The sequence below is a fragment of the Streptomyces sp. NPDC025806 genome (assembly GCF_055558275.1).
This window is the reverse complement of record NZ_JBVHMU010000004.1, coordinates 534,943-560,509: the sequence shown is the minus strand read 5'-3', so window position 1 is coordinate 560,509 and position 25,567 is coordinate 534,943. Positions and strand designations below refer to the sequence as shown.

General features: G+C 71.7%; 25 protein-coding genes. 7 read left to right on the top strand and 18 right to left on the bottom strand.

Going from position 1 to position 25,567, the window contains the following annotated elements:
* The first annotated feature begins 11 nt into the window (after positions 1-11).
* Positions 12-740 carry a two-component system response regulator CseB gene (gene cseB / locus ACZ4E1_RS12620; protein ID WP_467538500.1) on the top strand — a complete coding sequence of 243 codons (729 nt, stop codon included), beginning with the start codon at positions 12-14 and terminating at the stop codon, positions 738-740.
* A gap of 26 nt (positions 741-766) precedes the next feature.
* Positions 767-2,131 (top strand): two-component system sensor histidine kinase CseC, encoded by a 1,365-nt coding sequence (gene cseC / locus ACZ4E1_RS12615; protein ID WP_467538497.1) that lies wholly within the window; start codon positions 767-769, stop codon positions 2,129-2,131.
* 216 nt (positions 2,132-2,347) lie between these two features.
* Here the strand turns inward: cseC and ACZ4E1_RS12610 are convergent, their stop codons facing one another.
* Complete coding sequence (locus ACZ4E1_RS12610) at positions 2,348-3,892, bottom strand: MDR family MFS transporter (protein WP_467538494.1); 1,545 nt, start codon at positions 3,890-3,892, stop codon at positions 2,348-2,350.
* Between the two features lie 164 nt (positions 3,893-4,056).
* Here ACZ4E1_RS12610 and ACZ4E1_RS12605 point away from each other — a divergent pair, with 164 nt between their 5' ends.
* On the top strand, positions 4,057-4,644 hold the full coding sequence (locus ACZ4E1_RS12605) for a TetR/AcrR family transcriptional regulator (RefSeq protein ID WP_467538492.1): 588 nt from the start codon (positions 4,057-4,059) through the stop codon (positions 4,642-4,644).
* Between the two features lies 1 nt (position 4,645).
* Here ACZ4E1_RS12605 and ACZ4E1_RS12600 read toward each other — a convergent pair whose 3' ends face one another.
* Positions 4,646-5,326: a M23 family metallopeptidase gene (locus ACZ4E1_RS12600; protein ID WP_467538565.1), complete on the bottom strand. Its 681-nt coding sequence runs from the start codon at positions 5,324-5,326 to the stop codon at positions 4,646-4,648.
* A gap of 651 nt (positions 5,327-5,977) precedes the next feature.
* On the opposite strand from ACZ4E1_RS12600, the gene ACZ4E1_RS12595 reads away from it, so the two are divergent.
* Positions 5,978-6,664 carry an HAD family acid phosphatase gene (locus ACZ4E1_RS12595; RefSeq protein WP_467538489.1) on the top strand — a complete coding sequence of 229 codons (687 nt, stop codon included), beginning with the start codon at positions 5,978-5,980 and terminating at the stop codon, positions 6,662-6,664.
* 86 nt (positions 6,665-6,750) lie between these two features.
* Here ACZ4E1_RS12595 and ACZ4E1_RS12590 read toward each other — a convergent pair whose 3' ends face one another.
* Positions 6,751-9,276 (bottom strand): ATP-dependent Clp protease ATP-binding subunit, encoded by a 2,526-nt coding sequence (locus tag ACZ4E1_RS12590; RefSeq protein WP_467538487.1) that lies wholly within the window; start codon positions 9,274-9,276, stop codon positions 6,751-6,753.
* 430 nt (positions 9,277-9,706) lie between these two features.
* Here ACZ4E1_RS12590 and ACZ4E1_RS12585 point away from each other — a divergent pair, with 430 nt between their 5' ends.
* Positions 9,707-10,342, top strand: a complete 636-nt coding sequence (locus ACZ4E1_RS12585) for an SCO3374 family protein (RefSeq protein ID WP_467538485.1) — start codon at positions 9,707-9,709, stop codon at positions 10,340-10,342.
* Here ACZ4E1_RS12585 and ACZ4E1_RS12580 read toward each other — a convergent pair.
* The 11 genes from ACZ4E1_RS12580 to ACZ4E1_RS12530 all read right to left on the bottom strand — a co-directional run bounded on the left by ACZ4E1_RS12580 (position 10,321) and on the right by ACZ4E1_RS12530 (position 19,839).
* Positions 10,321-10,656, bottom strand: a complete 336-nt coding sequence (locus ACZ4E1_RS12580) for a histone-like nucleoid-structuring protein Lsr2 (protein WP_188338295.1) — start codon at positions 10,654-10,656, stop codon at positions 10,321-10,323. The two genes, ACZ4E1_RS12585 and ACZ4E1_RS12580, sit on opposite strands and share 22 nt — an antisense overlap.
* Positions 10,657-10,893: 237 nt before the next feature.
* Positions 10,894-11,454 carry an amino-acid N-acetyltransferase gene (locus ACZ4E1_RS12575; protein WP_188338294.1) on the bottom strand — a complete coding sequence of 187 codons (561 nt, stop codon included), beginning with the start codon at positions 11,452-11,454 and terminating at the stop codon, positions 10,894-10,896.
* A 9-nt stretch (positions 11,455-11,463) separates the two neighbouring features.
* Entirely contained in the window at positions 11,464-11,868 is a 405-nt protein-coding gene (locus ACZ4E1_RS12570; RefSeq protein WP_188341489.1) for a BlaI/MecI/CopY family transcriptional regulator, read from the bottom strand.
* A 135-nt stretch (positions 11,869-12,003) separates the two neighbouring features.
* Positions 12,004-12,195 carry a hypothetical protein gene (locus tag ACZ4E1_RS12565; RefSeq protein ID WP_399124780.1) on the bottom strand — a complete coding sequence of 64 codons (192 nt, stop codon included), beginning with the start codon at positions 12,193-12,195 and terminating at the stop codon, positions 12,004-12,006.
* A gap of 13 nt (positions 12,196-12,208) precedes the next feature.
* On the bottom strand, positions 12,209-12,805 hold the full coding sequence (locus ACZ4E1_RS12560; RefSeq protein ID WP_467538482.1) for a hypothetical protein: 597 nt from the start codon (positions 12,803-12,805) through the stop codon (positions 12,209-12,211).
* Positions 12,806-12,886: 81 nt separating this feature from the next.
* Complete coding sequence (locus ACZ4E1_RS12555; protein ID WP_467538479.1) at positions 12,887-14,431, bottom strand: hypothetical protein; 1,545 nt, start codon at positions 14,429-14,431, stop codon at positions 12,887-12,889.
* Positions 14,432-14,486: 55 nt separating this feature from the next.
* Positions 14,487-15,284, bottom strand: a complete 798-nt coding sequence (locus ACZ4E1_RS12550) for a type III pantothenate kinase (protein ID WP_467538477.1) — start codon at positions 15,282-15,284, stop codon at positions 14,487-14,489.
* Between the two features lie 10 nt (positions 15,285-15,294).
* Positions 15,295-16,278: a carboxylating nicotinate-nucleotide diphosphorylase gene (gene nadC, locus ACZ4E1_RS12545; protein WP_467538475.1), complete on the bottom strand. Its 984-nt coding sequence runs from the start codon at positions 16,276-16,278 to the stop codon at positions 15,295-15,297.
* Positions 16,275-17,993: an L-aspartate oxidase gene (locus ACZ4E1_RS12540; RefSeq protein WP_467538471.1), complete on the bottom strand. Its 1,719-nt coding sequence runs from the start codon at positions 17,991-17,993 to the stop codon at positions 16,275-16,277. Before ACZ4E1_RS12540 ends, nadC begins: the two co-directional genes overlap by 4 nt.
* Complete coding sequence (gene panC, locus ACZ4E1_RS12535) at positions 17,990-18,976, bottom strand: pantoate--beta-alanine ligase (protein ID WP_467538468.1); 987 nt, start codon at positions 18,974-18,976, stop codon at positions 17,990-17,992. Before panC ends, ACZ4E1_RS12540 begins: the two co-directional genes overlap by 4 nt.
* Positions 18,973-19,839, bottom strand: coding sequence for a Rossmann-like and DUF2520 domain-containing protein (locus tag ACZ4E1_RS12530; protein ID WP_467538563.1), 867 nt, complete (start codon positions 19,837-19,839; stop codon positions 18,973-18,975). The genes panC and ACZ4E1_RS12530 overlap by 4 nt, the downstream gene beginning before the upstream one ends.
* A 232-nt stretch (positions 19,840-20,071) precedes the next feature.
* On the opposite strand from ACZ4E1_RS12530, the gene ACZ4E1_RS12525 reads away from it, so the two are divergent.
* Positions 20,072-21,217 (top strand): threonine aldolase family protein, encoded by a 1,146-nt coding sequence (locus ACZ4E1_RS12525; protein ID WP_467538466.1) that lies wholly within the window; start codon positions 20,072-20,074, stop codon positions 21,215-21,217.
* Positions 21,218-21,397: 180 nt separating this feature from the next.
* Here the strand turns inward: ACZ4E1_RS12525 and ACZ4E1_RS12520 are convergent, their stop codons facing one another.
* A complete protein-coding gene (locus ACZ4E1_RS12520; protein WP_467538464.1) occupies positions 21,398-21,613 on the bottom strand; it encodes a hypothetical protein in 216 nt (71 codons plus the stop codon).
* 155 nt (positions 21,614-21,768) lie between these two features.
* Here ACZ4E1_RS12520 and ACZ4E1_RS12515 point away from each other — a divergent pair, with 155 nt between their 5' ends.
* A complete protein-coding gene (locus tag ACZ4E1_RS12515; RefSeq protein ID WP_467538462.1) occupies positions 21,769-22,875 on the top strand; it encodes a DUF5937 family protein in 1,107 nt (368 codons plus the stop codon).
* A gap of 3 nt (positions 22,876-22,878) precedes the next feature.
* Here ACZ4E1_RS12515 and ACZ4E1_RS12510 read toward each other — a convergent pair whose 3' ends face one another.
* The 3 genes from ACZ4E1_RS12510 to ACZ4E1_RS12500 all read right to left on the bottom strand — a co-directional run bounded on the left by ACZ4E1_RS12510 (position 22,879) and on the right by ACZ4E1_RS12500 (position 25,510).
* Positions 22,879-23,511, bottom strand: coding sequence for an AAA family ATPase (locus ACZ4E1_RS12510; RefSeq protein WP_467538460.1), 633 nt, complete (start codon positions 23,509-23,511; stop codon positions 22,879-22,881).
* A 42-nt stretch (positions 23,512-23,553) separates the two neighbouring features.
* On the bottom strand, positions 23,554-24,228 hold the full coding sequence (locus ACZ4E1_RS12505) for a response regulator transcription factor (RefSeq protein WP_467538457.1): 675 nt from the start codon (positions 24,226-24,228) through the stop codon (positions 23,554-23,556).
* Between the two features lie 76 nt (positions 24,229-24,304).
* Positions 24,305-25,510 (bottom strand): sensor histidine kinase, encoded by a 1,206-nt coding sequence (locus ACZ4E1_RS12500; protein WP_467538454.1) that lies wholly within the window; start codon positions 25,508-25,510, stop codon positions 24,305-24,307.
* Positions 25,511-25,567: the final 57 nt, after the last annotated feature.

Below are 25,567 nucleotides of genomic sequence, written 5' to 3'. Positions count from 1 at the left end.
TGGGAGACCACATGGGCGAGCGCAAGGGTGAGCAGACCCACGTGCTGTTCGTCGAGGACGACGACGTGATCCGCGAGGCCACCCAGCTCGCCCTGGAGCGGGACGGCTTCGTGGTCACGGCCATGCCGGACGGGCTGTCGGGCCTGGAGGCGTTCCGTACGAACCGGCCGGACATCGCGCTGCTCGACGTCATGGTGCCGGGCCTCGACGGGGTCTCGCTGTGCCGGCGGATCCGCGACGAGTCGACCGTGCCGGTGATCATGCTGTCGGCGCGGGCCGACTCGATCGACGTGGTGCTCGGTCTGGAGGCCGGCGCCGACGACTACGTGACCAAGCCGTTCGACGGGGCCGTGCTCGTGGCCCGGATCCGGGCCGTGCTGCGCCGCTTCGGGCACGCGGGCGGTCCGTCCGCGGCCGCGGCGGGGGCGGCCGCCGAGCCTGCCGGGACCGACGGGGGCGTGCTGCGCTTCGGCGATCTGGAGATCGACACGGAGGGCATGGAGGTGCGCCGGGACGGGAAGCCGGTGGGCCTTACGCCGACCGAGATGCGGCTGCTGCTGGAGTTCTCCTCCGCTCCCGGCACGGTGCTGTCCCGCGACAAGCTTCTGGAGCGGGTGTGGGACTACGGCTGGGGTGGTGACACCCGCGTCGTCGACGTCCACGTCCAGCGACTGCGCACGAAGATCGGCCAGGACCGCATCGAGACGGTCCGCGGCTTCGGCTACAAGCTCAAGGCCTGACCGGCCCGGCTGATGAGGAAGCACATATGAGGGGGACGGCGTTGGGCGCCCGGTTGCGGGGGCTGCTGCCGCGGCGGCTGCGGCGGGGGCTGCACACCGGGGTGCGCTGGAAGATCAGCGTCGCGATCGCGCTGGTCGGCGCGCTCGTCGCGGTGGCCCTGAGCCTGGTGGTGCACAATGCGGCCCGCGTCTCGATGCTGGACAACGCGCGGGACGTGCAGGACGAGCGGATCCAGTTCGTGCAGCGGCAGTACGCGGCGCGCGGCGGGAATCTGCCGGTCGGCTTCGAGGTCAACGACCCGTCGCTGCCGCGCGAGCTGCGGCTCAAGGCACTGTCGGGGCGCCGCGCCACGTACGTCTCCGAGTCGGCCAGCGGAGTCCCGGACATCTGGGCCGCGGTCCCGCTCGGCAACGGCGACCTCCTCTCCGTGCACTCCCGTTTCACCGACCGCAGCACCGACGTCATGAAGGACCTGGACCGGGCGCTGATCATCGGCGCGATCTGTGTCGTGTTCGGGGGCAGCGCGCTCGGGGTGCTGATCGGCGGTCAGATGTCGCGCCGGCTACGCAAGGCGGCGGGCGCCGCGCGGGACGTGGCGCAGGGCCGGGCGGATGTCCGGGTGCGGGACGCGATCGGCGGGGTCGTCCGGGACGAGACCGATGATCTGGCGCAGGCCGTGGACGCGATGGCGGACGCGCTCAAGCAGCGTCTGGAGGCCGAGCGCCGGGTCACGGCGGACATCGCGCACGAGCTGCGCACGCCGGTCACGGGTCTGCTGACGGCGGCCGAGCTGCTGCCGGCCGGGCGGCCCAGCGAGCTGGTCAAGGACCGGGCGCAGGCGATGCGCACGCTCGTGGAGGACGTGCTGGAGGTGGCCCGGCTCGACAGTGCGGCGGAGCGGGCCGAGTTGCAGGACATCACGCTCGGCGAGTTCGTCAGCCGGCGGGTCGCGGCACGGGGCGGGGACGGCATACGGGTCGATGTCGTGCACGAGTCGGAGGTGACGACGGACCCGCGCCGGCTGGAGCGCATCCTGTTCAATCTGCTGGCCAACGCGGCGAAGCACGCCCGGCCGCCGATCGAGGTCAGTGTGGAGGGGCGGGTGGTCCGGGTCCGTGACCACGGGCCGGGCTTCCCCGAGGACCTCCTGGAGGAGGGCCCGAGCCGTTTCCGTACGGGGGCGGCCCATCGTGCGGGGCACGGTCATGGGCTCGGCCTGACCATCGCCGCCGGGCAGGCCCGGGTCCTGGGGGCGCGCCTGACGTTCCGCAACGTCCGCGCGCCGGGGGCTCCGCCCGGGACGCCGGCGGATGGAGCCGTGGCCGTGCTCTGGCTCCCGGAACATGCCCCGACGAACACGGGCAGCTTCCCGATCGTCCGGCTCCCGTAGGGGGTCCGCCCGGTCTCGTCGCCGGGTGCCGCCCGGTGGGGCTTCTCGCGCAGTTCCCCGCGCCCCTGGAGATGCGCACTTCGTGCGCAATCTCCATAGGGGCGGCGCCCTATCGGGGAAATGCGGCGCGAAGCGCCATGCATTTCAGGGGCGCGGGGAACTGCGCGACCAGCCCCCACCGGCCCGCACCCGGCGACGAAAGGGATGGACCCGAGCTCAGTCCCGCGGCGCCGGCGCAGCCCCCCGCAGCGCCACCTCCCGCACAAAGAACGCCGCCACCAGCGCCCCCACAGCGATCACGGCCCCCAGCAGGAACGCCGAGTGCGTACCGGACGACACCGCGAACTGGTACGCCTCCCGCACGGGCGCCGGCAGCTTCGCGATGCCCTCCGCGTTGAGCTGCGTACCCGCGCCGAGCGCCTTCCCGCCGAGGGCCCCCGCCCGCTCCGCCATGACGTGCTTGACCCGGTCGTTGAAGATCGCGCCCATGACGGCGACGCCGAACGAGGAGCCGAGCGTGCGGAACAGCGTGGTGGAGGAGGACGCGACGCCCATGTCCTTCAGCTCGACGCTGTTCTGCGCGACGAGCATCGTGATCTGCATGAGGCAGCCCATGCCGGCGCCGAGCACCGCCATGTAGAGCCCGGAGGTGAAGCGGGAGGTCTCCGTGTCCATCTGGGCGAGGAGGAAGAGTCCGGCGATCATGAGCGCGCCGCCCGCGATGGGGAAGAGCTTGTACTTGCCGGTGTTCGTGGTGACGCGGCCCGCGATCAGCGAGACGACCATCATCGAGAGCAGCATCGGCAGGAGCAGGAGCCCGGAGTTGGTCGCGGACGCGCCCTGCACGGACTGCTGGTAGAGCGGCAGGAAGAGCACCGCGCCGAACATCACGAAGCCGGTGATGAAGCCGATGACGGACATCAGCGTGAAGTTGCGGCTGCGGAAGATGTGCAGCGGCATGATCGGTTCGGCGGCCTTGGTCTGCGAGAAGACGAAGCCGACGAGCGAGGCGACGCCGATGCCGATGAGCTCCATGATCACGGCGGAGCCCCAGGCGTACTCGGAGCCGCCCCAGGTGGTGACGAGGACGATCGAGGTGATGCCGAGGGTGAGGAGCGCCGCGCCCAGGTAGTCGATCTTTCCGGAGGAGCGCTTCTTCGGGAGGTGCAGCACCGCGGTGATCATGACGAGGGCGACCGCGCCGATCGGCAGGTTGATGTAGAAGGCCCAGCGCCAGCCGAGGTGGTCGGTGATGGTGCCGCCGACGAGCGGTCCGCCGATCATGGCGAGCGCCATGACGCCGGCCATCATGCCCTGGTACTTGCCGCGTTCCCGGGGCGGGATGAGGTCGCCGATGATCGCCATGACGCCGACCATCAGACCGCCGGCGCCCAGGCCCTGGACGGCGCGGAAGGCGATGAGCTGGCTCATGTCCTGGGCCATGCCGCTGGCCGCGGAGCCGATCAGGAAGATCACGATGGAGGTCAGGAAGGCGCCCTTCCTGCCGTACATGTCGCCGAGCTTGCCCCAGATCGGGGTGGAGGCGGCGGTGGCGAGCGTGTAGGCGGTGACCACCCAGGAGAGGTGCTCGAGGCCTCCGAGATCGCCGACGATCGTGGGCATCGCGGTGCCGACGATCATGTTGTCGAGCATGGCGAGCAGCATGGCGATCATCAGCGCCATGAGCACGACGCGCACACTGCGCGGCTGTTTCGCCTGCTCCTTCACCTGCTCCTGGTCTCGTATCGCTGCTTCGGCCATGATCCCCACTCCCCCGGGTCGCGCTGAGAGACGTACTAGAGACCGGGACTTACTTGTCGCCCGGCTAGTTGCTTACAATGGGGAAAGTAGAGCGACTACTAGCCGGGCGTCAAGTAAGTTTTCTCCCAAGAGGACGCCAGGGGGACGAGAGAGGCAGCCGGGCCATGGTCACGGGCAGCAGCAGCAAGCCGCAGCGCCGCGGGAACACGCGCCAGCGCATTCAGGACGTGACCTTGGAGCTCATCGCGGAGCAGGGGTACGAGAAGACGTCCCTGCGGGAGATCGCCGAGCGGCTCGGCGTCACGAAGGCGGCGCTCTACTACCACTTCAAGACCAAGGAAGACATCGTCGTCAGCCTGTTCACGGACCTGATGACGCCGATCGACGACCTGATCGCATGGGCGAAGGAGCAGCCGCCGTCCCTGGAGACGAAGCGCGAGATCCTGACCCGTTACAGCCTCGCGCTGGTCGGGGCCGCCCCGCTCTTCCGCTTCATGCACGAGAACCAGGCGACGATGCGCGAGCTGAGCATCGGCGAGAACTTCAAGGGCCGGATGCAGGAGCTGATCGCCTACCTGCCGCCCGAGGACGCCACCCTGACGGACCGGGTGCGCTGCATCAGCGCGCTGTTCTCGATGCACGCCGGGATGTTCGTCCTCCAGGACGACGAGAGCGACCCCGAGGAGCGGCGCAAGGCCGTCCTCGAGGTCGCCACGGACCTGATCGTTCAGGCCCACCAGCACGGAGGCTGAATCAGACGCGCACGCCCTGCTTGTTGAGGAACGCGACGGGGTTCACGGCCGAGCCGTAGTTCGGCGTCGTGCGGATCTCGAAGTGCAGGTGCGGGCCGCTGGAGTTGCCGGTGTTGCCGGACAGGGCGATGTGCTGGCCCGTGGAGACGTGCTGGCCGGGGCGGACGTCGATCCGGGACAGGTGCGCGTACTGGGAGTACGTGCCGTTGGAGTGCTTGATCACGATGGCGTTGCCGTAGGCCGGACCGTCACCGGCGCCGTTGCCGCCGGTCTTGACGACGGTGCCGCTGTGGACGGCCTTCACGTTGGTGCCGATCGGCACGGCGAAGTCCTGGCCGGAGTGCTTGCCGGTGGACCACATGCTGCCGCCCTGGGCGTAGCCGGCGGAGAGCGTGTACTTGCTGACCGGGTCGATCCAGGAGGCGGCCTTCTTGGCGGCGGCCTGCTTCACCGAGGCGGCCTTGGCCTTCGCGGTGGAGGCGGCCTTCGCCTGAGCGGCGGCCTGCGCCTTGACGACGGTGGCGGTGGTGGCCGCCGGGGCGCCGCCCGCCTGGGGGGCACCGGCGGCGAGCGCGGCCCCGCTGCCCAGAACGGCGGACATTCCGAGACCGGCGGCCACGACAGCGGCGCGCTTGCGGAAGACCGACGTGCCGGGACGGAGGGACGTGATGCGCTGCGACATGCGGGAGACCTCTTCGAGCTTCGGGGACATTCGGGTCCTGCCGCCCACCGGCCCGGGACGGGCCCGACGGGCATGAAGGGACCCGGCACACGTCCTCGTGTCACCGGGTCGGCCATCCCTTGGTAACCCGACTCCCCGGCTCCGCCCAAAAGCCTCATCTACTACGAAAGGTCGTACCGGAGCCCCGGCCGGTATACCCCTTGACGCCCCGCACGCCTGATTCGTCCTCTGCCGGATTTATCCCTCGATCACGGGTTTACGCCCACTTCGGGGCCGTGCGGCACGGCCTCGCGGGGGCCCCACCCCCACCCGAACCCCAAAACGGACAAATCACCAGAACCCATCGGCCGCGTAACAGCGGCACCCCAGGGCGCCCGGTCCACTATTCCACCTAGTACCGGACAAAACGCCTGTGCGGCATGTCACCGGGGCGCAAGATCGAGAGACCCCTGGTTGTGACCGGGGCTACAGATCCACACCCTCGCGACGCCCCCAACTCCCCTGCCCGACAGGCACGGTGTCCCTACTGTCGGTGCGCAAACCCTGGACACTACCGGCCGGTAACCCTACGGTTCCTCCCGCGCCACCCTCGACGACAAGCATGCACGCGACAACTCCAGCGTGACCGGACGTGAGAGGAACCCCCCGCACATGACCCCCCAGAACCGCCCCTGGGCGCGCCGCGCCGCCGTCACCGCCGCCTCGGCAGCCGCCGTCCTGACCCTGACGGTGCCCGCCGAGGCCGCGACGAGCGCGCCCGCCGGTTCCACGAGCACCACGAGCACCACGGGCACCACCAGCACCGCCACGGCCACCGCCACCACAACCGCCACCACAACCGGCGACGTCGACTACGCGACCTGGCAGCGCGACTGCCAGGCCGTGGCCGACCAGGCCCTGCCCTATCTGAAGCAGCGCATCGCGAGCGCCCGGCCCGGCGAGAAGCAGGCCATCGTCTTCGACATCGACAACACCACGCTGGAGACGGACTACGGCTTCCGCTACCCGCAGCCCCCGAACCGGCCGGTCCTCGACCTCGCCCGGTACGCCCAGGACCGCGACGTCGCCCTGTTCTTCGTCACCGCGCGCCCCGGCATCATCAAAGGCGTCACGGACTACAACCTCGAGCACGTCGGCTACCAGGTCGACGGACTGTACGTCCGCGGCCTCGTCGACCTGTTCAAGAACGTCGCCGACTACAAGACGGCCCAGCGCGCCGCGATCGAGGCCAAGGGCTACACGATCATCGCGAACGTCGGCAACAACACCACGGACCTGACCGGCGGCCACGCGGAGCGCACGTACAAGCTCCCGGACTACGACGGCCAGCTCTCGTAACGCGCGTACGGCACGAAAAAGCGTGAGGGGCCGGTGCTCATCAAGAGCACCGGCCCCTCACGTCATGGCCTGCCGAGGCCGGAGGCTTACGCCTCCTTGCTCAGGTTCGGTCCGGCACCGCCGGCCGCCTGCTCGATCGGCGGGACGTCGGGCAGCGCCGACTTCTCCTCACCGCGGAAGGTGAAGGTCTTGTTCTCGCCCTCGCCCTCCGTGTCGACGACCACGATGTGGCCGGGGCGCAGCTCGCCGAAGAGGATCTTCTCCGAGAGGGTGTCCTCGACCTCGCGCTGGATCGTGCGACGCAGCGGACGCGCGCCCAGCACCGGGTCGTAGCCCTTCTTGGAGAGGAGCTCCTTGGCGGACTGGGAGAGCTCGATGCCCATGTCCCGGTCCTTGAGGCGCTCGTCCACCTTGCCGATCATCAGGTCGACGATCGCGAGGATGTCCTCCTGAGTGAGCTGCGGGAAGACGACCACGTCGTCGACGCGGTTGAGGAACTCGGGGCGGAAGTGCTGCTTGAGCTCGTCCGAGACCTTGTTCTTCATGCGCTCGTAGTTGGTCTTCGTGTCGCCCTGGGCCGCGAAGCCCAGGTTGAAGCCCTTGGAGATGTCACGGGTTCCAAGGTTGGTCGTCATGATGATGACCGTGTTCTTGAAGTCCACGACGCGGCCCTGGGAGTCGGTCAGGCGACCGTCCTCCAGGATCTGGAGCAGCGAGTTGAAGATGTCCGGGTGGGCCTTCTCGACCTCGTCGAAGAGGACGACGGAGAACGGCTTGCGGCGCACCTTCTCGGTGAGCTGGCCGCCCTCCTCGTAGCCCACGTAGCCGGGAGGCGAACCGAAGAGACGCGAGACGGTGTGCTTCTCGCTGAACTCCGACATGTCGAGGGAGATCAGCGCGTCCTCGTCGCCGAAGAGGAACTCGGCGAGCGCCTTGGACAGCTCGGTCTTACCGACGCCGGACGGGCCGGCGAAGATGAACGAGCCACCCGGACGCTTCGGGTCCTTCAGACCAGCGCGGGTACGGCGGATCGCCTTCGAGAGAGCCTTGACGGCGTCCTTCTGGCCGATGACCCGCTTGTGGAGCTCGTCCTCCATGCGCAGCAGACGCGAGGACTCCTCCTCGGTCAGCTTGAAGACCGGGATGCCGGTGGCGGTCGCGAGGACCTCGGCGATCAGATCGCCGTCGACCTCGGCGACGACGTCCATGTCGCCGGCCTTCCACTCCTTCTCGCGCTTGGCCTTGGCGGCGAGGAGCTGCTTCTCCTTGTCGCGCAGCGAGGCGGCCTTCTCGAAGTCCTGCGAGTCGATCGCGGACTCCTTGTCGCGACGCACGTCCGCGATCTTCTCGTCGAACTCGCGGAGGTCCGGCGGCGCGGTCATCCGGCGGATGCGCATCCGGGAGCCGGCCTCGTCGATCAGGTCGATCGCCTTGTCCGGCAGGAAGCGGTCCGAGATGTACCGGTCGGCCAGCGTCGCGGCCTGGACGAGGGCCTCGTCCGTGATGGAGACGCGGTGGTGGGCCTCGTACCGGTCGCGCAGACCCTTGAGGATCTCGATGGTGTGCGGCAGCGACGGCTCGGCGACCTGGATGGGCTGGAAGCGGCGCTCGAGCGCGGCATCCTTCTCCAGGTGCTTGCGGTACTCGTCGAGCGTGGTGGCACCGATGGTCTGGAGCTCACCGCGGGCCAGCATCGGCTTGAGGATCGAGGCGGCGTCGATGGCGCCCTCGGCGGCACCCGCACCGACCAGCGTGTGGAGCTCGTCGATGAACAGGATGATGTCGCCGCGGGTGCGGATCTCCTTGAGGACCTTCTTCAGGCGCTCCTCGAAGTCACCGCGGTAGCGGGAGCCGGCGACCAGCGCGCCCAGGTCGAGGGTGTAGAGGTGCTTGTCCTTGAGGGTCTCGGGCACCTCGCCCTTGACGATGGCCTGCGCGAGGCCCTCGACGACGGCGGTCTTGCCGACGCCGGGCTCACCGATCAGGACCGGGTTGTTCTTGGTGCGGCGCGACAGGACCTGCATCACGCGCTCGATCTCCTTCTCGCGCCCGATGACCGGGTCGAGCTTGGACTCACGAGCGGCCTGCGTCAGGTTGCGGCCGAACTGGTCGAGGACCAGGGACGTCGAGGGGGTGCCCTCGGCAGGGCCGCCCGCGGTGGCGGTCTCCTTGCCCTGGTAGCCGGAGAGCAGCTGGATGACCTGCTGCCGCACCCGGTTGAGGTCTGCGCCCAGCTTGACCAGGACCTGGGCAGCGACGCCCTCGCCCTCACGGATCAGGCCGAGCAGGATGTGCTCCGTGCCGATGTAGTTGTGGCCCAGCTGAAGGGCCTCGCGGAGCGACAGCTCCAGGACCTTCTTGGCACGGGGGGTGAAGGGAATGTGCCCGGACGGGGCCTGCTGGCCCTGACCGATGATCTCCTCCACCTGCTGGCGGACCGCCTCGAGCGAAATCCCGAGGCTCTCCAGGGCCTTAGCGGCGACACCCTCACCCTCGTGGATCAGGCCCAGGAGAATGTGCTCGGTGCCGATGTAGTTGTGGTTGAGCATCCGGGCTTCTTCCTGAGCCAGGACGACAACCCGCCGCGCGCGGTCGGTGAACCTCTCGAACATCGTTAATCGCTCCTCAGAGCGGTCAGGCAGTAAGGGGGCTGTCCCCTCCCTGTCCTTCCGCAGCTTAGTCCCGCAAGCGGGGACCGCTCATTCCAACTGCCGACACCCGTTCATGGCCTCCTGCCCCGAACGCCGACATCTGCTCCAACCCGATGGTGCGAGACGATGTTCCCGCAGGCCAGGCAGATACCCTCACCATCACTACGCCGATGGCGAACGCGAGCCGCCCGACCCGTGCGTGTCGCCCCTCTCACTAGGGATGTCTTACCCGCAGGGACTGACACTCCATGCGGCGCGCGCCGGTTCCCTCCGCTACGGGCGAACACCCTTGCGCCACTCGCCACGCCTCGCGCGCCCCGGAATGACCACGCTCCGCGTCCGGATCGGCACGACGCGTAACCCGAAACGGTTCCGCGCGGTTTCTCCTGGCATGGTTCCCTCGCCGCGCAGCACGTCGCGAAGCACGTCGCGCACCACGGTCCCGATCCCGCGCCGCCCGATGCAGGTCCGCCAGGACCTGGTGCGGCGCTGGTACGAGGACGAGCTGGGCTGGGCCGCCGTGTCCGGGCCCGAAGGCGTACTGCTGCGCACAGGGCTGCGGTTCGACGTCCTGGAGGTGCCGGCCGACGCCGGGTTCGCGATGCTGCGCCGGCTCGATCCCCGCTCGCCGGTGGCCGTGCGCGGGGAGACCATGCAGCTGCTGGTCGCGGCGGGCGCCGCGGACGAACTGCCGGGGCTGCTCGACTGGCTGGAGTGGGGGGCGCTGCCCCTGGACCTCGTGGCCGTCGGGGCGGGCGGCTTCATGGCCGCGCCCACGCCCCCGGAGTGGTCCGGCACGCAGGAGGCCGCGGTGTGGGTGCGGCCCCCCGAGCCCGGGCGCGAGGCGGAACCGGTACTCCCGGCTCTGACGACGTTGGCGGCCTGTCCGGCCGGGTCGGTCGTGGGGGGCGGTGGGGGCGCCCCCGATCTCGTACGACTCGTGGACACGGCGGCGACTCACTGCCACCGGGCCCGGCTGCGTCGTGCACGGTCGGGACCGACGGCTCAGCCGTTGGCCTTCTCGTAGGCCTCACGGACCTTCTGCGGGACACGGCCGCGGTCGTTGACCTCGTGGCCGTTCTCCTTGGCCCAGGCGCGGATGGCCGCGGTGTCCTGGTTGCCACCCGACGCGGCGCGGGCCTTGCCCCGACCGCTCGCGGCACGGCCCCCGGTGCGGCGGCCACCCTTGAGGTACGGGTCGAGCAGACCGCGGAGCTTGTCCGCGTTCGCGGTGGTGAGGTCGATCTCGTAGGTCTTGCCGTCGAGCGCGAACGTCACGGTCTCGTCCGCCTCGCCGCCGTCGAGGTCATCGACAAGAAGGACCTGAACCTTCTGTGCCACCGGATTTCCTTTCATCGAAATCTGAAGGGCGGCCCCCCTGCGACCACGGCCGCTGTATCGCCGTCCCCTTGTGATAAGCACTACTGCAGTACGTCGGAAAGCAAACCGCTTTTGCCCGAAAAACACAAACCCCTGGCCGGGATACGCTGCCCAGCACAGCGAGGAACATGCGCGTAACGGACATTCAGACATAGCGAAGCGCCGTGTACGGCTGCACTGAATACCGAACAGCGATGATCACAGATGCAGAAGCATCCGGCTGTTGCCCAGGGTGTTCGGTTTCACTCGTTCGAGACCGAGGAACTCCGCGACGCCCTCGTCATAGGAACGCAGGAGCTCACTGTAGACATCGGTGTCGACGGTATCTACGGGAGTCTCACCGATCTCCACGAAGCCGTGCTTCGCGAAGAACTCGACTTCGAAGGTGAGGCAGAAAACGCGGCGAACACCGATCCAGCGCGCGGTCTGCAGCAGCTTCTCCAGTACCTGGTGCCCCACACCGGCGCCCTTGACCTGAGGATTCACCGCGAGGGTGCGGACTTCCGCGAGGTCTTCCCACATGATGTGGAGCGCGCCGCAGCCGACCACCTCGGCGTTGTCGTCCCGTTCCGCGACCCAGAACTCCTGGATGTCCTCGTAAAGCGTGACGGTGGCTTTGTCGAGCAGGATCCCCTGGCGGCTGTAGGCGTCGAGCAGTCGGCGCACCGCCGGCACATCGGCGGTGCGGGCCCTGCGTACCGTGATGGCTTTAGGGGCCGATTCGCCGCCGGTCTCGACTTCGGGGAGCTCTGGTGCCATGAGCGGACGCTATCGCCCGGGCTCGCCGTCCGCTTCCCCGGGTCCCGGGCGGACTTCGGGCTGAACGATGCGCATGGCGTCCCTGAGCGCTTCCCGCTGCTCCGGCGACATCATGCCGAAGAAGGCGACGAGGGCCGCGGCGGGGTTGTCGCTCTGGCTCCAGGCCTCGTTCATGAGGGCGGCCGAGTAGGCGGCGCGGGTGGAGACGGCCTCATATCGATAGGCCCGGCCTTCCGCCTCGCGGCGCACCCAGCCCTTCTGGTGGAGATTGTCCAGAACGGTCATGACCGTCGTGTAGGCGATCGACCGTTCCTGCTGGAGATCCTCCAGCACTTCTCGCACGGTCACCGGGCGGTTCCACTTCCACACCCGTGTCATCACTGCGTCTTCGAGTTCTCCCAGGGGGCGCGGCACGAACAGCACAATAGTGGGAGAAGACCGGAATACACCCTGGGACATGACGGCGGAACGGGTGCCACGAGAAAGGGGCGCCCGTCCGGGCGCCCCTGTCGGGCCGTGCTGCGTGGAGGCGGAGCCGTCGGGCTGCGCTCAGTCGGAGTCGCCCGACCCCTTGCTCTCCTTGCCACCGAGGGTGACCTCGACGCGGCCGAGGATCGCGTCGACCGCGGAATCCTCCTTGGCCTTCTTGTCGCCGCCCTGCGACTTCACGATCACCGTGATGAGCGCGATGAAGAACACGGCCATCACTACCGGGGGCACGAGAGCGGAGACGTAGTCCATGCCCCCAGGGTAGCTAGCCCGCGACGAGGTGCTGCGACGGGGCCGGGGGCTGGGCCGGGCGCCGCTTGGGCGGGAAGACCTCGCCCGGGGTCGGCACCGGGCGCTGCGGGGTGGCCGGCTTCGGCTTGGCGGGTTCCTGCGCCGCGCCGGAGAGCCCGCCGGGGAGGGCGAGCAGCCGGGCGCGGGAGGCGGGGACGCGCGGGCGCTGCCGGGCCGCGAGCCGGTCCCGTACGCCCTGTTCGGCGAGGACGCGGCAGCGGTCGAGCAGGGCCGCGGCCTTCGGGTTGCCGCGCAGGGCACGCAGGGCGGCGAGATCGTCGGCGCCGGGCTTGTGGCCGACCGCCAGGGCGTCCGTCAGGAGGCTCAGATAGCCCGTGACGGTCCCGGGGAGGGCGGCCCGGTAGCGGTCGAGGTCCGCGAGCAGGAAGGCCCGCTGGCGGGCACTCTCGCGCGCGGCCTCGTCGACGGACTCGGCGAGCCGGAGGCAGTCCCGGACGTCCTCGTCCGAGGCGGGGGTGGGATGGAGGGCGAGGGCGAGGGCGCGTCGGAGCACACGCAGCTCTTCAGCACCGAACGCCATACCGCCGCGGTTTCCGTAGGGCGTGGGCATGCCGCGACAATACGGTCTAATCAGACAAATTTAATGAATTCCCGTTCGCTGGCGCGGCGGACGGAACGCGGCGAACGGCCCTCACGGGCGGCGCCGCGCCTTGATCCGTCGTAGGCCCAGGGCGCCGAGCCCGGCCACGACCGCCAGTGCGCCGGCGCCCGCCGCGAGCACGGGCCCACTGGGGCCGCCCCCGTCGGAGGCGGCCCGCGTCGCCTCGGCCACGGGCTTCCTGCTGGGCTCCACGAGAGGGCCGCCGGTGATCTTGGTGACGATCGGCACCGCGTTGTCGCCCGGGTGCGGGTCCTTCGCCGGGCGCGTGCTGCCCTGCTCGACGGCGAGGCGGCCCTCGGCGTCGCGCACCCGCCGGTCGAGCTTGAACTTCAGCGTCGTCTCCCACTTCTCACCGGGCTCCAGGGGGTGATCCGGCGAGCACGTGTACGCGCCGCCGCTTCGGCGCGCGCACTCCCACTGCCACTCGAGCTCGTTGTCGGGGTCCGGCGGCGGGGTCGGCTCCACGACCGAGGTGCCCTCGGGCGGGGTGATCCGCAGGTACGCGCCGTGGACGCGGCCGGGGCCCGCGTTGCGCAGCGAGAACGTGGCGTCGGCGGTGGTGCCGGTGCGGCCCGCGAGCTCGCCCGCGCCGGCCTTCAGGTCGGCCGTCTGGGTCGTGCTGACCTTGGTCTCGCCCAGGCTGAACTCGTCGTTGTAGCCGGACGCCCCGCCGGCGACCGCGCGGACCGTCAGTTCCGGCCCCTCGCCGCGCTTCAGGCCCGGGGCGGCGTCCGTGGTGAACGCGGTGGCGGGATCCTCCCCGTTGCCGGTCAGGCCCGACAGGTAGGCGTTGTACTGGAACGAGCTGTTGACCGTCTCGGCGGGCACCCCGACCGTGATCGGGGACGTGAACGCGTAGGAGCGGCCCGGGTCCAGCGTCCGGTCGAACCAGCAGTAGGCGGAGCGGGCGCTCGCGTACCAGCAATTGCTGTACTCCGTGCGGAAGTTCAGGCGCGGACTGCTGAACTCCACGCCGAAGCCGTGCGCCGGGACGCTGCCCGCGTTGCGCACGCGCGGGGTGAACGTGAAGTCGCCCCCGGCGGTGAGGCCCCGGCGCGGCTTCTCCACGCGCTCGCGCAGGTCGGCGCCGCCGATCCACACCTCCGTCTCGAAGGTGGCGTCGGCGCTGCCGGGGGCGCTGAACGTGTAGCGGATCGTGCCGTGGGCGCCCGCGCGGGCGCCCGGCGCCGCCTCGATGTAGAGCGCGTCGGGGTAGTTGCGCTTCCCGCGCGTGAGGGTGCCCAGGTCGCAGGTGAACGGCCGCGTCGTCCAGGTGTGGTCGCCGCACTCGCGCCGGGTGCGCAGCCGGGCGGTGCCCGCCAGGTCCGAGGCGTCGACCTTCAGCTCGACGCCCGCGCGCGTGGCGAGGCCGCCGCCGGGGCTCGGGTCGAGCCAGATCCGGTAGCCGCCGCTCGGGCCGACGCCGCGCTGCGTGAGGTACGCGTGCTCCGGCACGTGCAGCTCGACGGCCGTCCCGGCGGCCCGTGCCGGGACCGCCGAGGCACCGGACAGCGCCGCCGTGAGCAGCAGAGCCAGAGTGGCCGCACGGGTGGCGGCGCTCCGTATGACGGTCACGTGTTCGGTCCCCCGATGGAGTTGTGGTGCCGCTGAGGTGCGGCTCAGGTGCGGCTCAGGTGCGCGAGACGTTGCGTTCGTAGACGAGGCGCAGGCCGATCAGGGTCAGCCACGGCTCGTGCTCGTCGATGGCCGAGGCCTCGCCGAGCACCATGGGCGCGAGGCCGCCCGTCGCGATGACCGTGACGTCGTCCGGGTCGTCGGCCAGTTCGCGCGCCATCCGGTTCACCACGCCGTCGACCTGGCCCGCGAAACCGTAGACGATCCCGGCCTGCATGGCCTCCACCGTGTTCTTGCCGATGACGCTGCGCGGCCGGGCCAGCTCGATCTTGCGGAGCTGGGCGCCGCGCACGCCGAGGGCCTCGACGGAGATCTCGATGCCGGGGGCGATGACGCCGCCCGCGTACTCGCCGCGCGCGGAGACCGCGTCGAAGGTCGTCGCCGTACCGAAGTCGACGACGATCGCGGGGCCGCCGTAGAGCTCGACGGCCGCGACCGCGTTGATGATGCGGTCGGCGCCGACCTCCTTGGGGTTGTCCATGAGGATCGGGACGCCGGTCTTGATGCCGGGCTCGACGAGGATGGCGGGCACGTCGCCGTAGTAGCGGCGGGTGACCTCGCGCAGTTCGTGCAGGACCGCGGGGACGGTCGAGCAGATGGCGATGCCGTCGATGCCGTCGCCGAGTTCGTCGCCGAGCAGCGGGTGCATGCCCATCAGGCCCTGCAGCAGGACGGCGAGTTCGTCGGCGGTGCGGCGGGAGTCCGTGGAGATGCGCCAGTGCTCGACGATCTCCTCGCCGTCGAACAGGCCGAGGACGGTGTGGGTGTTGCCCACGTCGATGGTCAGCAGCATGGCGGCGTGATCACTTCGCTTCGCGCAGGTCGAGGCCGATGTCGAAGGTCGGCGAGGAGTGGGTGAGGGCGCCGACGGCGAGGAAGTCGACGCCGGTGCGCGCGTACGCCGCCGCGTTCTCCAGCGTGAGGCGGCCCGAGGACTCCAGGAGGGCACGGCCCGCGGTGAGCGCGACGGCCTCCTCGGTCTCCAGGGGCGTGAAGTTGTCCAGGAGGATCAGGTCGGCGCCCGCGTCCAGGACCTCGCGCAGCTGGTGCAGGGTGTCGACCTCGACCTCGATGGCCAGACCGGGGAAGGCCTCGCGAACGGCCTGGAAGGCCTGCGAGACGCCGCCGGCGGCGACCACGTGGTTGTCCTTGACCAGGGCCGCGTCCGACAGCGACATGCGGTGGTTGACGCCGCCGCCCATGCGGACCGCGTACTTCTCCAGGGAGCGCAGGCCGGGCGTCGTCTTGCGGGTGTCGCGGACCTTCGCCTGGGTGCCCTCCAGGGCGTCCGCCCACGCGCGCGTGGCGGTGGCGATGCCCGACAGGCGGCACGCGATGTTGAGCGCGCTGCGCTCGGCGGTGAGCAGGTCGCGGGTGCGGGTGGTGACCGACAGGAGCTTCTGTCCGGCGGTGACGCGGTCGCCGTCCTCGGCGTGCCGCTCGACCTCGAACTCGTCGGTGGCGACCACGGAGATGACGGCCTCGGCGATCCGCAGGCCGGCCACGACGCCGTCCTCGCGGGCGGTGAAGTCGGCGGTGGCGACGGCGTCTTCGGGGATGGTGGCGACGGTGGTGACGTCGACGCCGCCGGCGAGGTCCTCGGCGATCGCCATGTGGGCGATGTCCTCGACCTCCACGGGGTCGAGGCCCGCGTCGGCCAGGAGCTGGGCGAGCGACGGGTCGAGGCCGCACTCCATCGCGTCGTCGGCGCCTTCGTGCGCGCAGCCGCAGCTGTCGCCACAGGCGTTCGCCAGGGGGAGGTCGGGGGTGGCGCTCACGTCGGTCACTGCTCCTGAGGGTTTGCCGTTGCGGGGAAGTCTGCGGTCTGAGTGGTGTGTGTGGCCAGAGTGCGGTCCGGGTTGAGGCGTACGACGATGTGGCGCCGCCAGTTGGTGTCGTCCCGGTCCGCGTGGTCCTCGCGCCAGTGGCAGCCGCGGGTCTCCTCGCGGCGGCGGGCGGCGGCGACCAGGACGCGGGCCACGCACAGGAGGTTGGTGGCCTCCCACGTGTCGACGCCGGGCTCCGACGTCTTGCCGTTCTCGGCGAGCGCGCTGGCCGCCTCCGCGTGCAGCCGGCCGAGCTGGGCGGCGGCCTCGGCGAGCGAGTCGGCGGAGCGCAGCACTCCGGCGCCCTGCGTCATCACGCGCTGGATGGTGAACCGGGCCTCGGGCGGCATCAGCGGGTGCTCCGGCGTCGCGGGCTGCGGCACGGGCACCGGCACGCGCGCGTGGAGGCCCTCCGCGGCGGCCCGCTCCTGGATGTCGTCCGCGATCCGCTCGGCGTAGACCAGGCCCTCCAGGAGGGAGTTGGACGCCAGCCGGTTCGCCCCGTGGACGCCGGTGCAGGCGACCTCGCCGCACGCGTACAGGCCGGGGATGGTGGTGCGGCCGTGCAGGTCGGTGCGGACGCCGCCGGAGGCGTAGTGCGCGGCCGGGGCGATCGGGATCGGCTCGGTGACCGGGTCGATGCCGTGGGCGCGGCAGGCGGCCAGGATCGTCGGGAAGCGCTGCTCCCACATGTCCGCGCCGAAGTGCCGCGCGTCCAGGTACATGTGGTCGGTGTCCTGCTCCTGCATGCGGCGCGTGATGCCCTTGGCGACGATGTCGCGGGGCGCCAGCTCGGCGAGCTCGTGCTGGCCCACCATGAAGCGCACGCCGTCCCCGTCGACGAGGTGCGCGCCCTCGCCGCGCACGGCCTCGGAGACGAGCGGCTGCTGGCCCTCGGCGCCCTTGCCGAGGAAGAGCACGGTCGGGTGGAACTGGACGAACTCCAGGTCGCTGACCTCGGCGCCCGCGCGCAGGGCGAGCGCGACGCCGTCGCCGGTGGACACGTGCGGGTTGGTCGTCGCGGAGAAGACCTGGCCCATGCCGCCGGTCGCGAGGACGACGGCGGGGGCGAGGACGGCGCCGACGCCGTCGTGCTGGCCCTCGCCCATGACGTGCAGGGTGACGCCGGCCGTGCGGCCCTCGGCGTCGGTGAGGAGGTCCAGGACCAGCGCGTTCTCCACCGTGCGGATGCCGCGCGTACGGACGGCGTCGACCAGCGCGCGGGAGATCTCGGCACCCGTCGCGTCGCCGCCCGCGTGGGCGATGCGGCGGCGGTGATGGCCGCCCTCGCGGGTCAGCTGGAGCTCGCCGTCGGTCTCGTCGAAGTGGGCGCCGGTCGCGATGAGGCGGCGTACGGCGCCGGGGCCCTCGGTGACCAGGGTGCGCACCGCCCGCTCGTCGCACAGGCCCACGCCCGCGACGAGGGTGTCGTCCAGGTGCTGCTCGGGGGTGTCGCCGTCGCCGAGGGCCGCCGCGACGCCGCCCTGGGCCCAGCGGGTGGAGCCGTCGTCGAGGCGGGCCTTGGTGACGACGACGGTGCGCAGGCCCGCCGCCTCGCAGCGCAGCGCGGCGGTCAGACCGGCCACGCCGGAGCCGACGACCACGACGTCGGCGTCCACGGACCAGCCCGGGGCGGGCGCGTGCAGCCGTATGCCGGTTCCTGAGAAGGCGTTCATGGGCGGGCTCCGAACGTCAGAGGCAGGTTGTCGATCAGCCGGGTGGTGCCCACGCGGGCGGCGAGCGCGAGGACGGCCTCGCCCTCGAAGCCGTCGGCGACGTCCGTGAAGTCGGACGGGTCGACGAGGGCGATGTAGTCGAGCTGGACCGGGGGCCGCGCCCTGGCGGCCTCGTCGAGGACGTGCCGGGCCGCGGCGAGGATGGCGGCGGGGCCGCCCGGGGAGGCGACGGCGTGCGCGTCGGCGGCGGCGCGGGACTCGCCGAGGCGGTCGAGCGCGCGGGCGCGGGCGCGCGTGCTGGGGCTCTCGGCGGCGCGTGCGCGCAGCGCCTCCTGCGCGGCGTGCCGGTCGCGGCCCGCGAACAGGGCGCGGGACAGGGCGAGCGCGCTGCGGCGCTCGTCGGGCGACAGGTAGCGGTTGCGGGAGGACAGGGCCAGGCCGTCGGGCTCGCGGACCGTGGGCACGGCGCCGATCTCGACGTCGAAGTTCAGGTCGCGGACCATGCGGCGGATCAGGGCGAGCTGCTGGGCGTCCTTCTGGCCGAACAGGGCGACGTCCGCGCGCGTGAGGTGGAGCAGCTTGGCGACGACGGTGAGCATGCCGTCGAAGTGGCCGGGCCGCACGGCGCCTTCGAGGCGCTCGCCCATGGGGCCGGCGGTGATCCGCACCTGGGGCTCGCCGCCCGGGTAGACCTCGTCGGCGGACGGGGCGAACACGAGGTCCGCGCCCGCCTGTTCGGCGATCTTCAGGTCGGCTTCCAGGGTGCGCGGGTAGCGGTCGAGGTCCTCGCCCGCGCCGAACTGCAGCGGGTTCACGAAGACGGTGACGACGACCTCGCCGTCCTCGCCCGCGCGCTCGCGTGCCGTGCGGATCAAGGTGGCGTGGCCCTCGTGCAGGGCGCCCATCGTCATGACGACGACGCGCGGTCCGGTACGGGTGCGGGTGCGCAGGTCCGCGCCTTCGTGGACCAGGGTCGTGCTCATCGGGTCTCCTCCGCGCCGGTCGCGAGGACGCCCAGCAGGTCCTCGGCGAGCTCCGGCTTCAGCAGTCCGTGCGCGAGGGCGCGGTCGGCGGTCGCGCGGGCCATCGCGAGATAGCCGGCGACGGTCCCCGGGGCGTGCTTGCGCAGCTCGGTGACGTGCGCGGCGACGGTGCCCGCGTCGCCGCGCGCGACGGGGCCGGTGAGGGCGGCGTCGCCGGAGCGCAGGGCGTTGTCGAGGGCGGCGCCGAGCAGCGGGCCGAGCATCCGGTCGGGGGCGCTCACGCCCGCGTCGCGGAGCAGGTCCATCGATTCGGCGACCAGGGTGACCAGGTGGTTCGCCCCGAGGGCGAGGGCCGCGTGGTAGAGCGGGCGCATCTCCTCGGCGATCCACTCGGGCTCGCCGCCCATCTCGATGACGAGGGCCTCGGCGGCGAGCCGGAGCTCCTCGGGGGCGGTGACGCCGAAGGAGCAGCCGGCCAGGCGCTGCACGTCGACGGCGGTGCCGGTGAAGGTCATCGCGGGGTGCAGGGCGAGCGGCAGGGCGCCGGCCCGCAGCAGCGGGTCGAGGACCTTGGCCCCGTAGCGCCCCGAGGTGTGCACGATCAGCTGGCCGGGGCGGACGGCGCCGGTCTCGGCGAAGCCCTGGACGAGGTCGGGCAGCGCGTCGTCCGGAACGGTGAGGAGCACCAGCTCGGCCCGTGCGAGGACCTCGGCGGGTGTCACGAGGGGCACGTCGGGCAGCAGGGCGGCGGCGCGGCGCACGGACGCGTCGGAGACCCCGGAGGCGGCCACGGGGCGGTGCCCGGCCAGTTGCAGCGAGGCGGCGAGCGCGGGACCCACCCGGCCGGCGCCCACGACGCCCACGGTGAGGCGGGCGGGGCGGTCCTTGGGATCGGTGGGTTCGGGTCGGGGTGATCGGGGTTCGGGAGAGGCAGGGATCACGGGGTGAGGCCTTCCGTTCCAGTCCGCTCGGGGTACCGGACGATTTCTCGTCATGTTAACGCTATCTGCCCGGACGGGCCTCGGTCGCCCACGGACCGTGAGGCCGTACATAAATCGTGCGCCCGTACGAGAACCGGTGCGACATGATCCCGGCATGAGCGGAAGCTACGAGAGCGACGAGAAGGCGCGGGCCGCGCGGAGACTGGCCGCGTGGCGGGGCGCGGAACGCACCCTGGCGCACCGGCACGGCGAGGCCACGGTGGGCGAGCGGATGGCACAGATCGCCGCGGCGATGGGCGACGCGGCGGACGACGGCGTCGACCTCTACGGGAACGGGATCGTCGCCGAGCTGGAGGAGCGGGTCGCCGGGCTGCTCGGCAAGGAGGCGGCCGCGTTCTTCCCGACCGGCACGATGGCGCAGCAGGTCGCGCTGCGCTGCTGGGCGGGCCGCACCGGCAACCGCACGGTGGCGCTGCATCCGCTCGGGCATCCCGAAGTGCACGAGCGGGAATCGCTGACCACAGTGGCCGGGCTGCGCACGGTGCAGCCGACGACCGCGCCGCGCCCGTTCACCGCCCCGGAGATCGAGGCCATGGACGAGCCGTTCGGCACGCTGATGATCGAGCTGCCGCTGCGGGACGCCGGCTATCTGCTGCCCTCGTGGGAGGAGCTGGAGGAGGTCTGCGAGGCGGCACGCGCGCGGGACGCGGTCGTGCACTTCGACGGGGCCCGGCTGTGGGAGTGCACGGAGCACTTCGGGCGGTCGCTCGACGAGATCGCGGGACTCGCGGACACCGTGTACGTGTCGCTCTACAAGACGCTCGGCGGGATCAGCGGCGCCGTGCTCGCGGGCCCGGAGACCCTGATCGAGGAGGCCAGGGCCTGGCGGCACCGCTACGGGGGCCAGGTGTTCCAGCAGTTCCCGCAGGCGATCGCGGCGCTCGCGGGCCTGGACCGGGAGCTGCCGCGGCTGCCGGAGTACGTGCGGCACGCGCGCGTGGTGGCGCGGGCGATCCGGGAGGGGCTCGACGAGGCCGGGGTGGCGTGGTCGCGGGTGCATCCCGAGGCGCCGCACACCCACCAGTTCCAGGTGTGGCTGCCCTACGACGCGCAGGTGCTGACGCAGGCCTCCGTGGAGCAGGCGGAGCAGACGAAGGCCTCGCTGTTCGGGCGCTGGTTCCCGGGGGCCGGGGCGCCGGGAACCGCGTTCACGGAGGTCACGGTCGCCTCGGCGGGGCTGGACTGGACCGCCGAGGACGTCCGCGCGGCGGTGGCGGAGTTCGTCCGGCGCCTGCCGTAGCGCTCCGCTCGGGGGCGGGGTTTAAGGCGGCGGCGCCGCGGGGGTTCAGGTCGTTGCCCGGGTGCCGCGCCGTCTTGGCTGGTCGCGCCCGCGCGGCGGAGCCGCAGATTGATACGGCCCCGCGCCCCTGAAGGGCGCACTCCGTGCGGCCCCCAAGGACCCCGGGGGCCGCCCCGCGCGTCACCCGCCGAAACGGGACCTCAAGGCCGCGCGGAGGCGGCCGTGGGACGGGTGGCCGGACAGGACGGCACGGAAGCGGCGGTAGTCCCGCAGCTCGCGGAACACGGCCCAGTCGTGCGTGCCCGGCGCCGGCGGCGCGGGCTCGCCGTGCTGGGCGGCCCGGTAGACGTCGAGTGCGTACTGCTCGTGGAGGGGCATCGAAATCACCTCACTCATGTCGATTGTGGCGCTGTACCCCGGTACGGGCCTGTTCACCCGGCATCGGGGCCGCTGACCACGAGACTGCGCCCGCCCCGGACACCGGTCACGCCGATTGACGGGTCCCGTCAATCGGCGGCCGGACTGTCACAGGCGGCGTGCACCATGGGGTCATGAGCGTGAGCATCGACGTCACGGGGCTGCCCGTGGAGCGGATCCATGTCGTGCCCTCACCCCTGGCCGAGCTGGGCATGGCGCTGCACGCGCTGTCGGAGCCCGCGCACCACCCGGGGCTGCAGGGGTGGACGACGAGCGTGTCCGCCTGTCTCGACCCGTGCCTCGCGGACCGGCTGTGCGAGGCGGACTTCCTGTGGCGGTCGACGTACTCGGACGTGTTCGCGCCGTACTCCGGGATGCCGGGCCGGCGCACGCTGCCCGGGGCGACGCTCACCGAGGAGCTCGACCTGCTCGACAAGCTGTCGGACGAGGAGTTCGTGGACGCCGCCCTGGAGTTCACGTGCCAGACGGACTACGCGACGCGCGGCCCCGGCCGCCTCGCGGACCCGGCCGCGCGGGAGCGGGCGCTGGACCTCGCGGCGGCACGCGGCGCGCACCAGGTGCGCTTCACCCAGCGTCTGCTGGACGATCCGCCGGCGATCCGGGCCTGGTTCCGCGAGCTGCTGCAGGACTGCGACGAGGCGTTCTTCGCCGACATGTGGGCGCGGGTGCGGCATCCGCTGGCGGCCGACGCCCGGCACAAGACGCAGCTGCTGCGGCACAAGGGGCTGCGGGAGGCCCTGGGTTCGGTCTCCGGGGCGGTCTCGATGGACGAGGCGGGCGGCGCCGTGGTCGTCGACAAGCTGTCCGAGGGGCAGTCCTCGACCGGGGACGGGGGCCTGCTCCTGGTGCCGACGAGCCTGGGCTGGCCGCATCTGTTCGTCGTGCACCGGCACGGCTGGCAGCCGACGATCCTGTACCCGAGCGCGGCGCCGGGACCCGCCGCGCCGCCCTCCGTGGCGGAGCTGACCCTGCGCATGTCGGCGCTCGCGCACCCGGTCCGGATGCGCCTGTGCCGGCACCTGGCGCGGGGCTCGTACACGACGGGCGAGCTGGCCGACGCGTACGGGATGACGGCGCCGGAGATCTCCCGGCACCTGTCGGTCCTGAAGAAGGCCGGTCTGGTCACGACGCGGCGGCACGGCCGGTACGTGCAGCACCAGCTGGACCTGGGCCTGGTGTCCCGGCTCGGCGCCGACTTCATCGAGGGCGTGCTGCGCTGAGTCTCAGTCCAGGCGGATGTGCCGGACGCCGACGAGGGCGCGGCGGGCGCGGCCCTTCAGGGCGCCGTCCGTGTTCGGTGTCAGCGTCAGTCCGGACAGCACGGCGATGCGGTCGGCCGTTTTGGCGACCGTGGTGTCGTCGGTCCACAGATGCTCGGCGAACTCGGGCTCGCGCAGCCGCTCCAGGCAGTGGTCGAGCTGCCCCACGGCCCAGCTCTCCCGCTTCAGGGCGCCCTCCTTGCCGACGACGAACCGCAGGACGTGCCCGAGTCCGCGCTCGCGCAGGCGCCGCAGGACGGTCTCGCGGGAGGCGAGGAGCGTGAAGTGCCGTACGTCGTGACCCCGTTCGCGCAGCCCGCCGAGGATCTCCTCGTGGTGCGCGGGGTCGGTGAGCGTCATGGGGACGACGACGTGCCCGTCGTGCCGGGTGAGCGCGAGGTCGAGCGTCTCCAGGACGCCGGCCCGCCAGGCGGTCAAGTCCCGGAAGTCCTCGCGGAGTTCGGGCGGCAGCGTGCGATGCAGCCCGAAGCCGATGTGCTCCGGGTCGCAGACGACGCTGCCGGGCAGCCGTCGCCGCACCTCGTACGCGGTCTGTGTCTTCCCGCCACCGAACGGGCCGTTGATCCAGAGCAGCATGCGCAGAGCTTAGGGGGCAAGACGCCCCCTGGGCCCTGACGGTCAGCCGTGTCCGCCGCCCGCCCGGACCAGTCCGGTCTCGTAGGCGAGGACGACGACCTGGACGCGGTCGCGCAGGTCGAGCTTGGTCAGGATGCGGCCGACGTGGGTCTTCACGGTGGCCTCGGACAGCACGAGCCGCGCGGCGATCTCGCCGTTCGACAGGCCCTGCGCGACGAGGATCATGACCTCGCGCTCGCGCTCGGTGAGCCGCTCCAGCTGCTGGTGCCGGGGCTCCTTGGTGGTGCTGGGCAGCATCGGGGCGAACCGGTCGAGCAGCCGCCGGGTGGTGGACGGGGCGACGACCGCGTCGCCGCTGTGCACGGACCGGATCGCGGTGAGCAGCTCGCCGGGCGGCACGTCCTTGAGCATGAAGCCGGAGGCGCCCGCCTTCAGGCCGGAGAACGCGTACTCGTCCAGGTCGAAGGTGGTCAGGATCAGCACCTTCGGCGGGTTCGGCTCCGAGCAGATCCGCCGGGTCGTCTCGACGCCGTCGAGCTTCGGCATGCGGACGTCCATGAGCACCACGTCGACGGACGTCGAGCGCAGTACTTCGAGGGCCTCCACGCCGTCGCCCGCCTCGGCGACGACCTCCATGTCCGGCTGGGCCGCCAGCACCATCCGGAAACCGGTGCGCAGCAGCACCTGGTCGTCGACGAGCATCACCTTGATCGACATCGGGAGGGTCCTCACATCCGGGGGGCGGGGTGGAGCGGTGCGCGCGCCGGTACGGGGCCGGTGGCGCTGGTACGTGTCAATGCGTGGGCTTGAGAGGCAGCAGGGCGCTGATGCGGAAGCCACCGCCGGGGCGCGGGCCCGCGTCCAGCGTGCCGCCGACCATACCGACGCGCTCGCGCATCCCGATGAGGCCGTGGCCGCGGCCGTCGGCGCCGCCGTCCTCGTACAGCTCGTGCGGGGCGCCCTTGCCGTCGTCCTCGACGAGCAGTCCGAGCCCGTCGTCGAAGTAGACGAGCCGGACGCTCGCGCCGACGTCGGAGCCGCCGTGCTTGCGGGTGTTGGTGAGCGCTTCCTGGACGATGCGGTACGCGGTCAGCTCGACGCCGCTGGGCAGCGGGCGGGCGGTGCCCTCGACCTTGAAGTCGACCGGCAGGCCCGCCGTGCGCACCTGCTCGACGAGGTCCTCGATCTGCTGCACGTCCGGCTGCGGCACGTACTCGCCGCCCTCCTCGGGCTCGCCCGTGCGCAGCACGCCGAGCAGCCGGCGCATCTCGGCGAGCGCCTGCCGGCCGGTGCCGGAGATGGTCTCCAGGGCTTTCCTGGCCTGGTCGGGCGCGGCGTCCATGACGTAGGCGGCGCCGTCGGCCTGGACGACCATCACCGACACGTTGTGCGCGACGACGTCGTGCAACTCGCGGGCGATGCGTGCCCGTTCGGCCGCGACGGCGACCTTGGCCTGGGCCTCGCGCTCCCGCTCCAGGCGGTTGGCCCGCTCCTCCAGCTGCGCGAGGTAGGCGCGGCGGGTGCTGAGCGAGTCGCCGAGGACCCAGGCGAGGGCGAACGGCACCATCTGGAAGATGACGATGGCCAGGTGGCCCAGGCCGCTGGAGTGCTCGGTGGGCCAGCGCAGCTCGGCGAGCGGCGCCGCGCACAGGCCGCCGATCAGGCCGAAGCGGGACGCCCACTTCGCGCCGTTCGCCGCCACCGTGTAGATGATCACGAGCAGGGCGAAGTCGGCCACGACGGCCCGGCCGTCGAAGACCACCTGGGCCAGGCCCGACACGGCGGCGAGCACGAGCATCAGCTCGGGCAGCCGCCGCCGCAGCGCCACGACGACGCACAGGACGACGGAGAGCACCACGGCCGCGACGACGTTGGTGTCGTGCAGGGGCGCCCCGTTGACGGGACTCAGGCTCACCACGGACAGGCCGAGGAGGACGACGGCCCAGAAGCTGTCGACCCACGTCGGGTGTCTGCGGAGAAAGTCGTAGAGGCGCTGCACGTCACCCAGCGTAGGCAAGGGCGGGGTGTGCGGGGGTCAACCGGAGGACCGATCCGC

Bases quoted from the DNA above. Each gene is read 5' to 3' on its own strand.
- ACZ4E1_RS12525 (WP_467538466.1), top strand. From the start codon at position 20,072: ATGAGCGGAAGCTACGAGAGCGACGAGAAGGCGCGGGCCGCGCGGAGA.
- ACZ4E1_RS12585 (WP_467538485.1), top strand. From the start codon at position 9,707: ATGGTTCCCTCGCCGCGCAGCACGTCGCGAAGCACGTCGCGCACCACG.
- ACZ4E1_RS12575 (WP_188338294.1), bottom strand. From the start codon at position 11,454: ATGGCACCAGAGCTCCCCGAAGTCGAGACCGGCGGCGAATCGGCCCCT.
- cseB (WP_467538500.1), top strand. From the start codon at position 12: ATGGGCGAGCGCAAGGGTGAGCAGACCCACGTGCTGTTCGTCGAGGAC.
- ACZ4E1_RS12505 (WP_467538457.1), bottom strand. From the start codon at position 24,228: ATGTCGATCAAGGTGATGCTCGTCGACGACCAGGTGCTGCTGCGCACC.
- ACZ4E1_RS12590 (WP_467538487.1), bottom strand. From the start codon at position 9,276: ATGTTCGAGAGGTTCACCGACCGCGCGCGGCGGGTTGTCGTCCTGGCT.
- ACZ4E1_RS12510 (WP_467538460.1), bottom strand. From the start codon at position 23,511: ATGCTGCTCTGGATCAACGGCCCGTTCGGTGGCGGGAAGACACAGACC.
- ACZ4E1_RS12515 (WP_467538462.1), top strand. From the start codon at position 21,769: ATGAGCGTGAGCATCGACGTCACGGGGCTGCCCGTGGAGCGGATCCAT.
- ACZ4E1_RS12600 (WP_467538565.1), bottom strand. From the start codon at position 5,326: ATGTCGCAGCGCATCACGTCCCTCCGTCCCGGCACGTCGGTCTTCCGC.
- ACZ4E1_RS12610 (WP_467538494.1), bottom strand. From the start codon at position 3,892: ATGGCCGAAGCAGCGATACGAGACCAGGAGCAGGTGAAGGAGCAGGCG.
- ACZ4E1_RS12520 (WP_467538464.1), bottom strand. From the start codon at position 21,613: ATGAGTGAGGTGATTTCGATGCCCCTCCACGAGCAGTACGCACTCGAC.
- cseC (WP_467538497.1), top strand. From the start codon at position 767: ATGAGGGGGACGGCGTTGGGCGCCCGGTTGCGGGGGCTGCTGCCGCGG.
- ACZ4E1_RS12540 (WP_467538471.1), bottom strand. From the start codon at position 17,993: ATGAACGCCTTCTCAGGAACCGGCATACGGCTGCACGCGCCCGCCCCG.
- ACZ4E1_RS12565 (WP_399124780.1), bottom strand. From the start codon at position 12,195: ATGGACTACGTCTCCGCTCTCGTGCCCCCGGTAGTGATGGCCGTGTTC.
- ACZ4E1_RS12560 (WP_467538482.1), bottom strand. From the start codon at position 12,805: ATGCCCACGCCCTACGGAAACCGCGGCGGTATGGCGTTCGGTGCTGAA.
- ACZ4E1_RS12605 (WP_467538492.1), top strand. From the start codon at position 4,057: ATGGTCACGGGCAGCAGCAGCAAGCCGCAGCGCCGCGGGAACACGCGC.
- panC (WP_467538468.1), bottom strand. From the start codon at position 18,976: ATGAGCACGACCCTGGTCCACGAAGGCGCGGACCTGCGCACCCGCACC.
- ACZ4E1_RS12595 (WP_467538489.1), top strand. From the start codon at position 5,978: ATGACCCCCCAGAACCGCCCCTGGGCGCGCCGCGCCGCCGTCACCGCC.
- ACZ4E1_RS12550 (WP_467538477.1), bottom strand. From the start codon at position 15,284: ATGCTGCTGACCATCGACGTGGGCAACACCCACACCGTCCTCGGCCTG.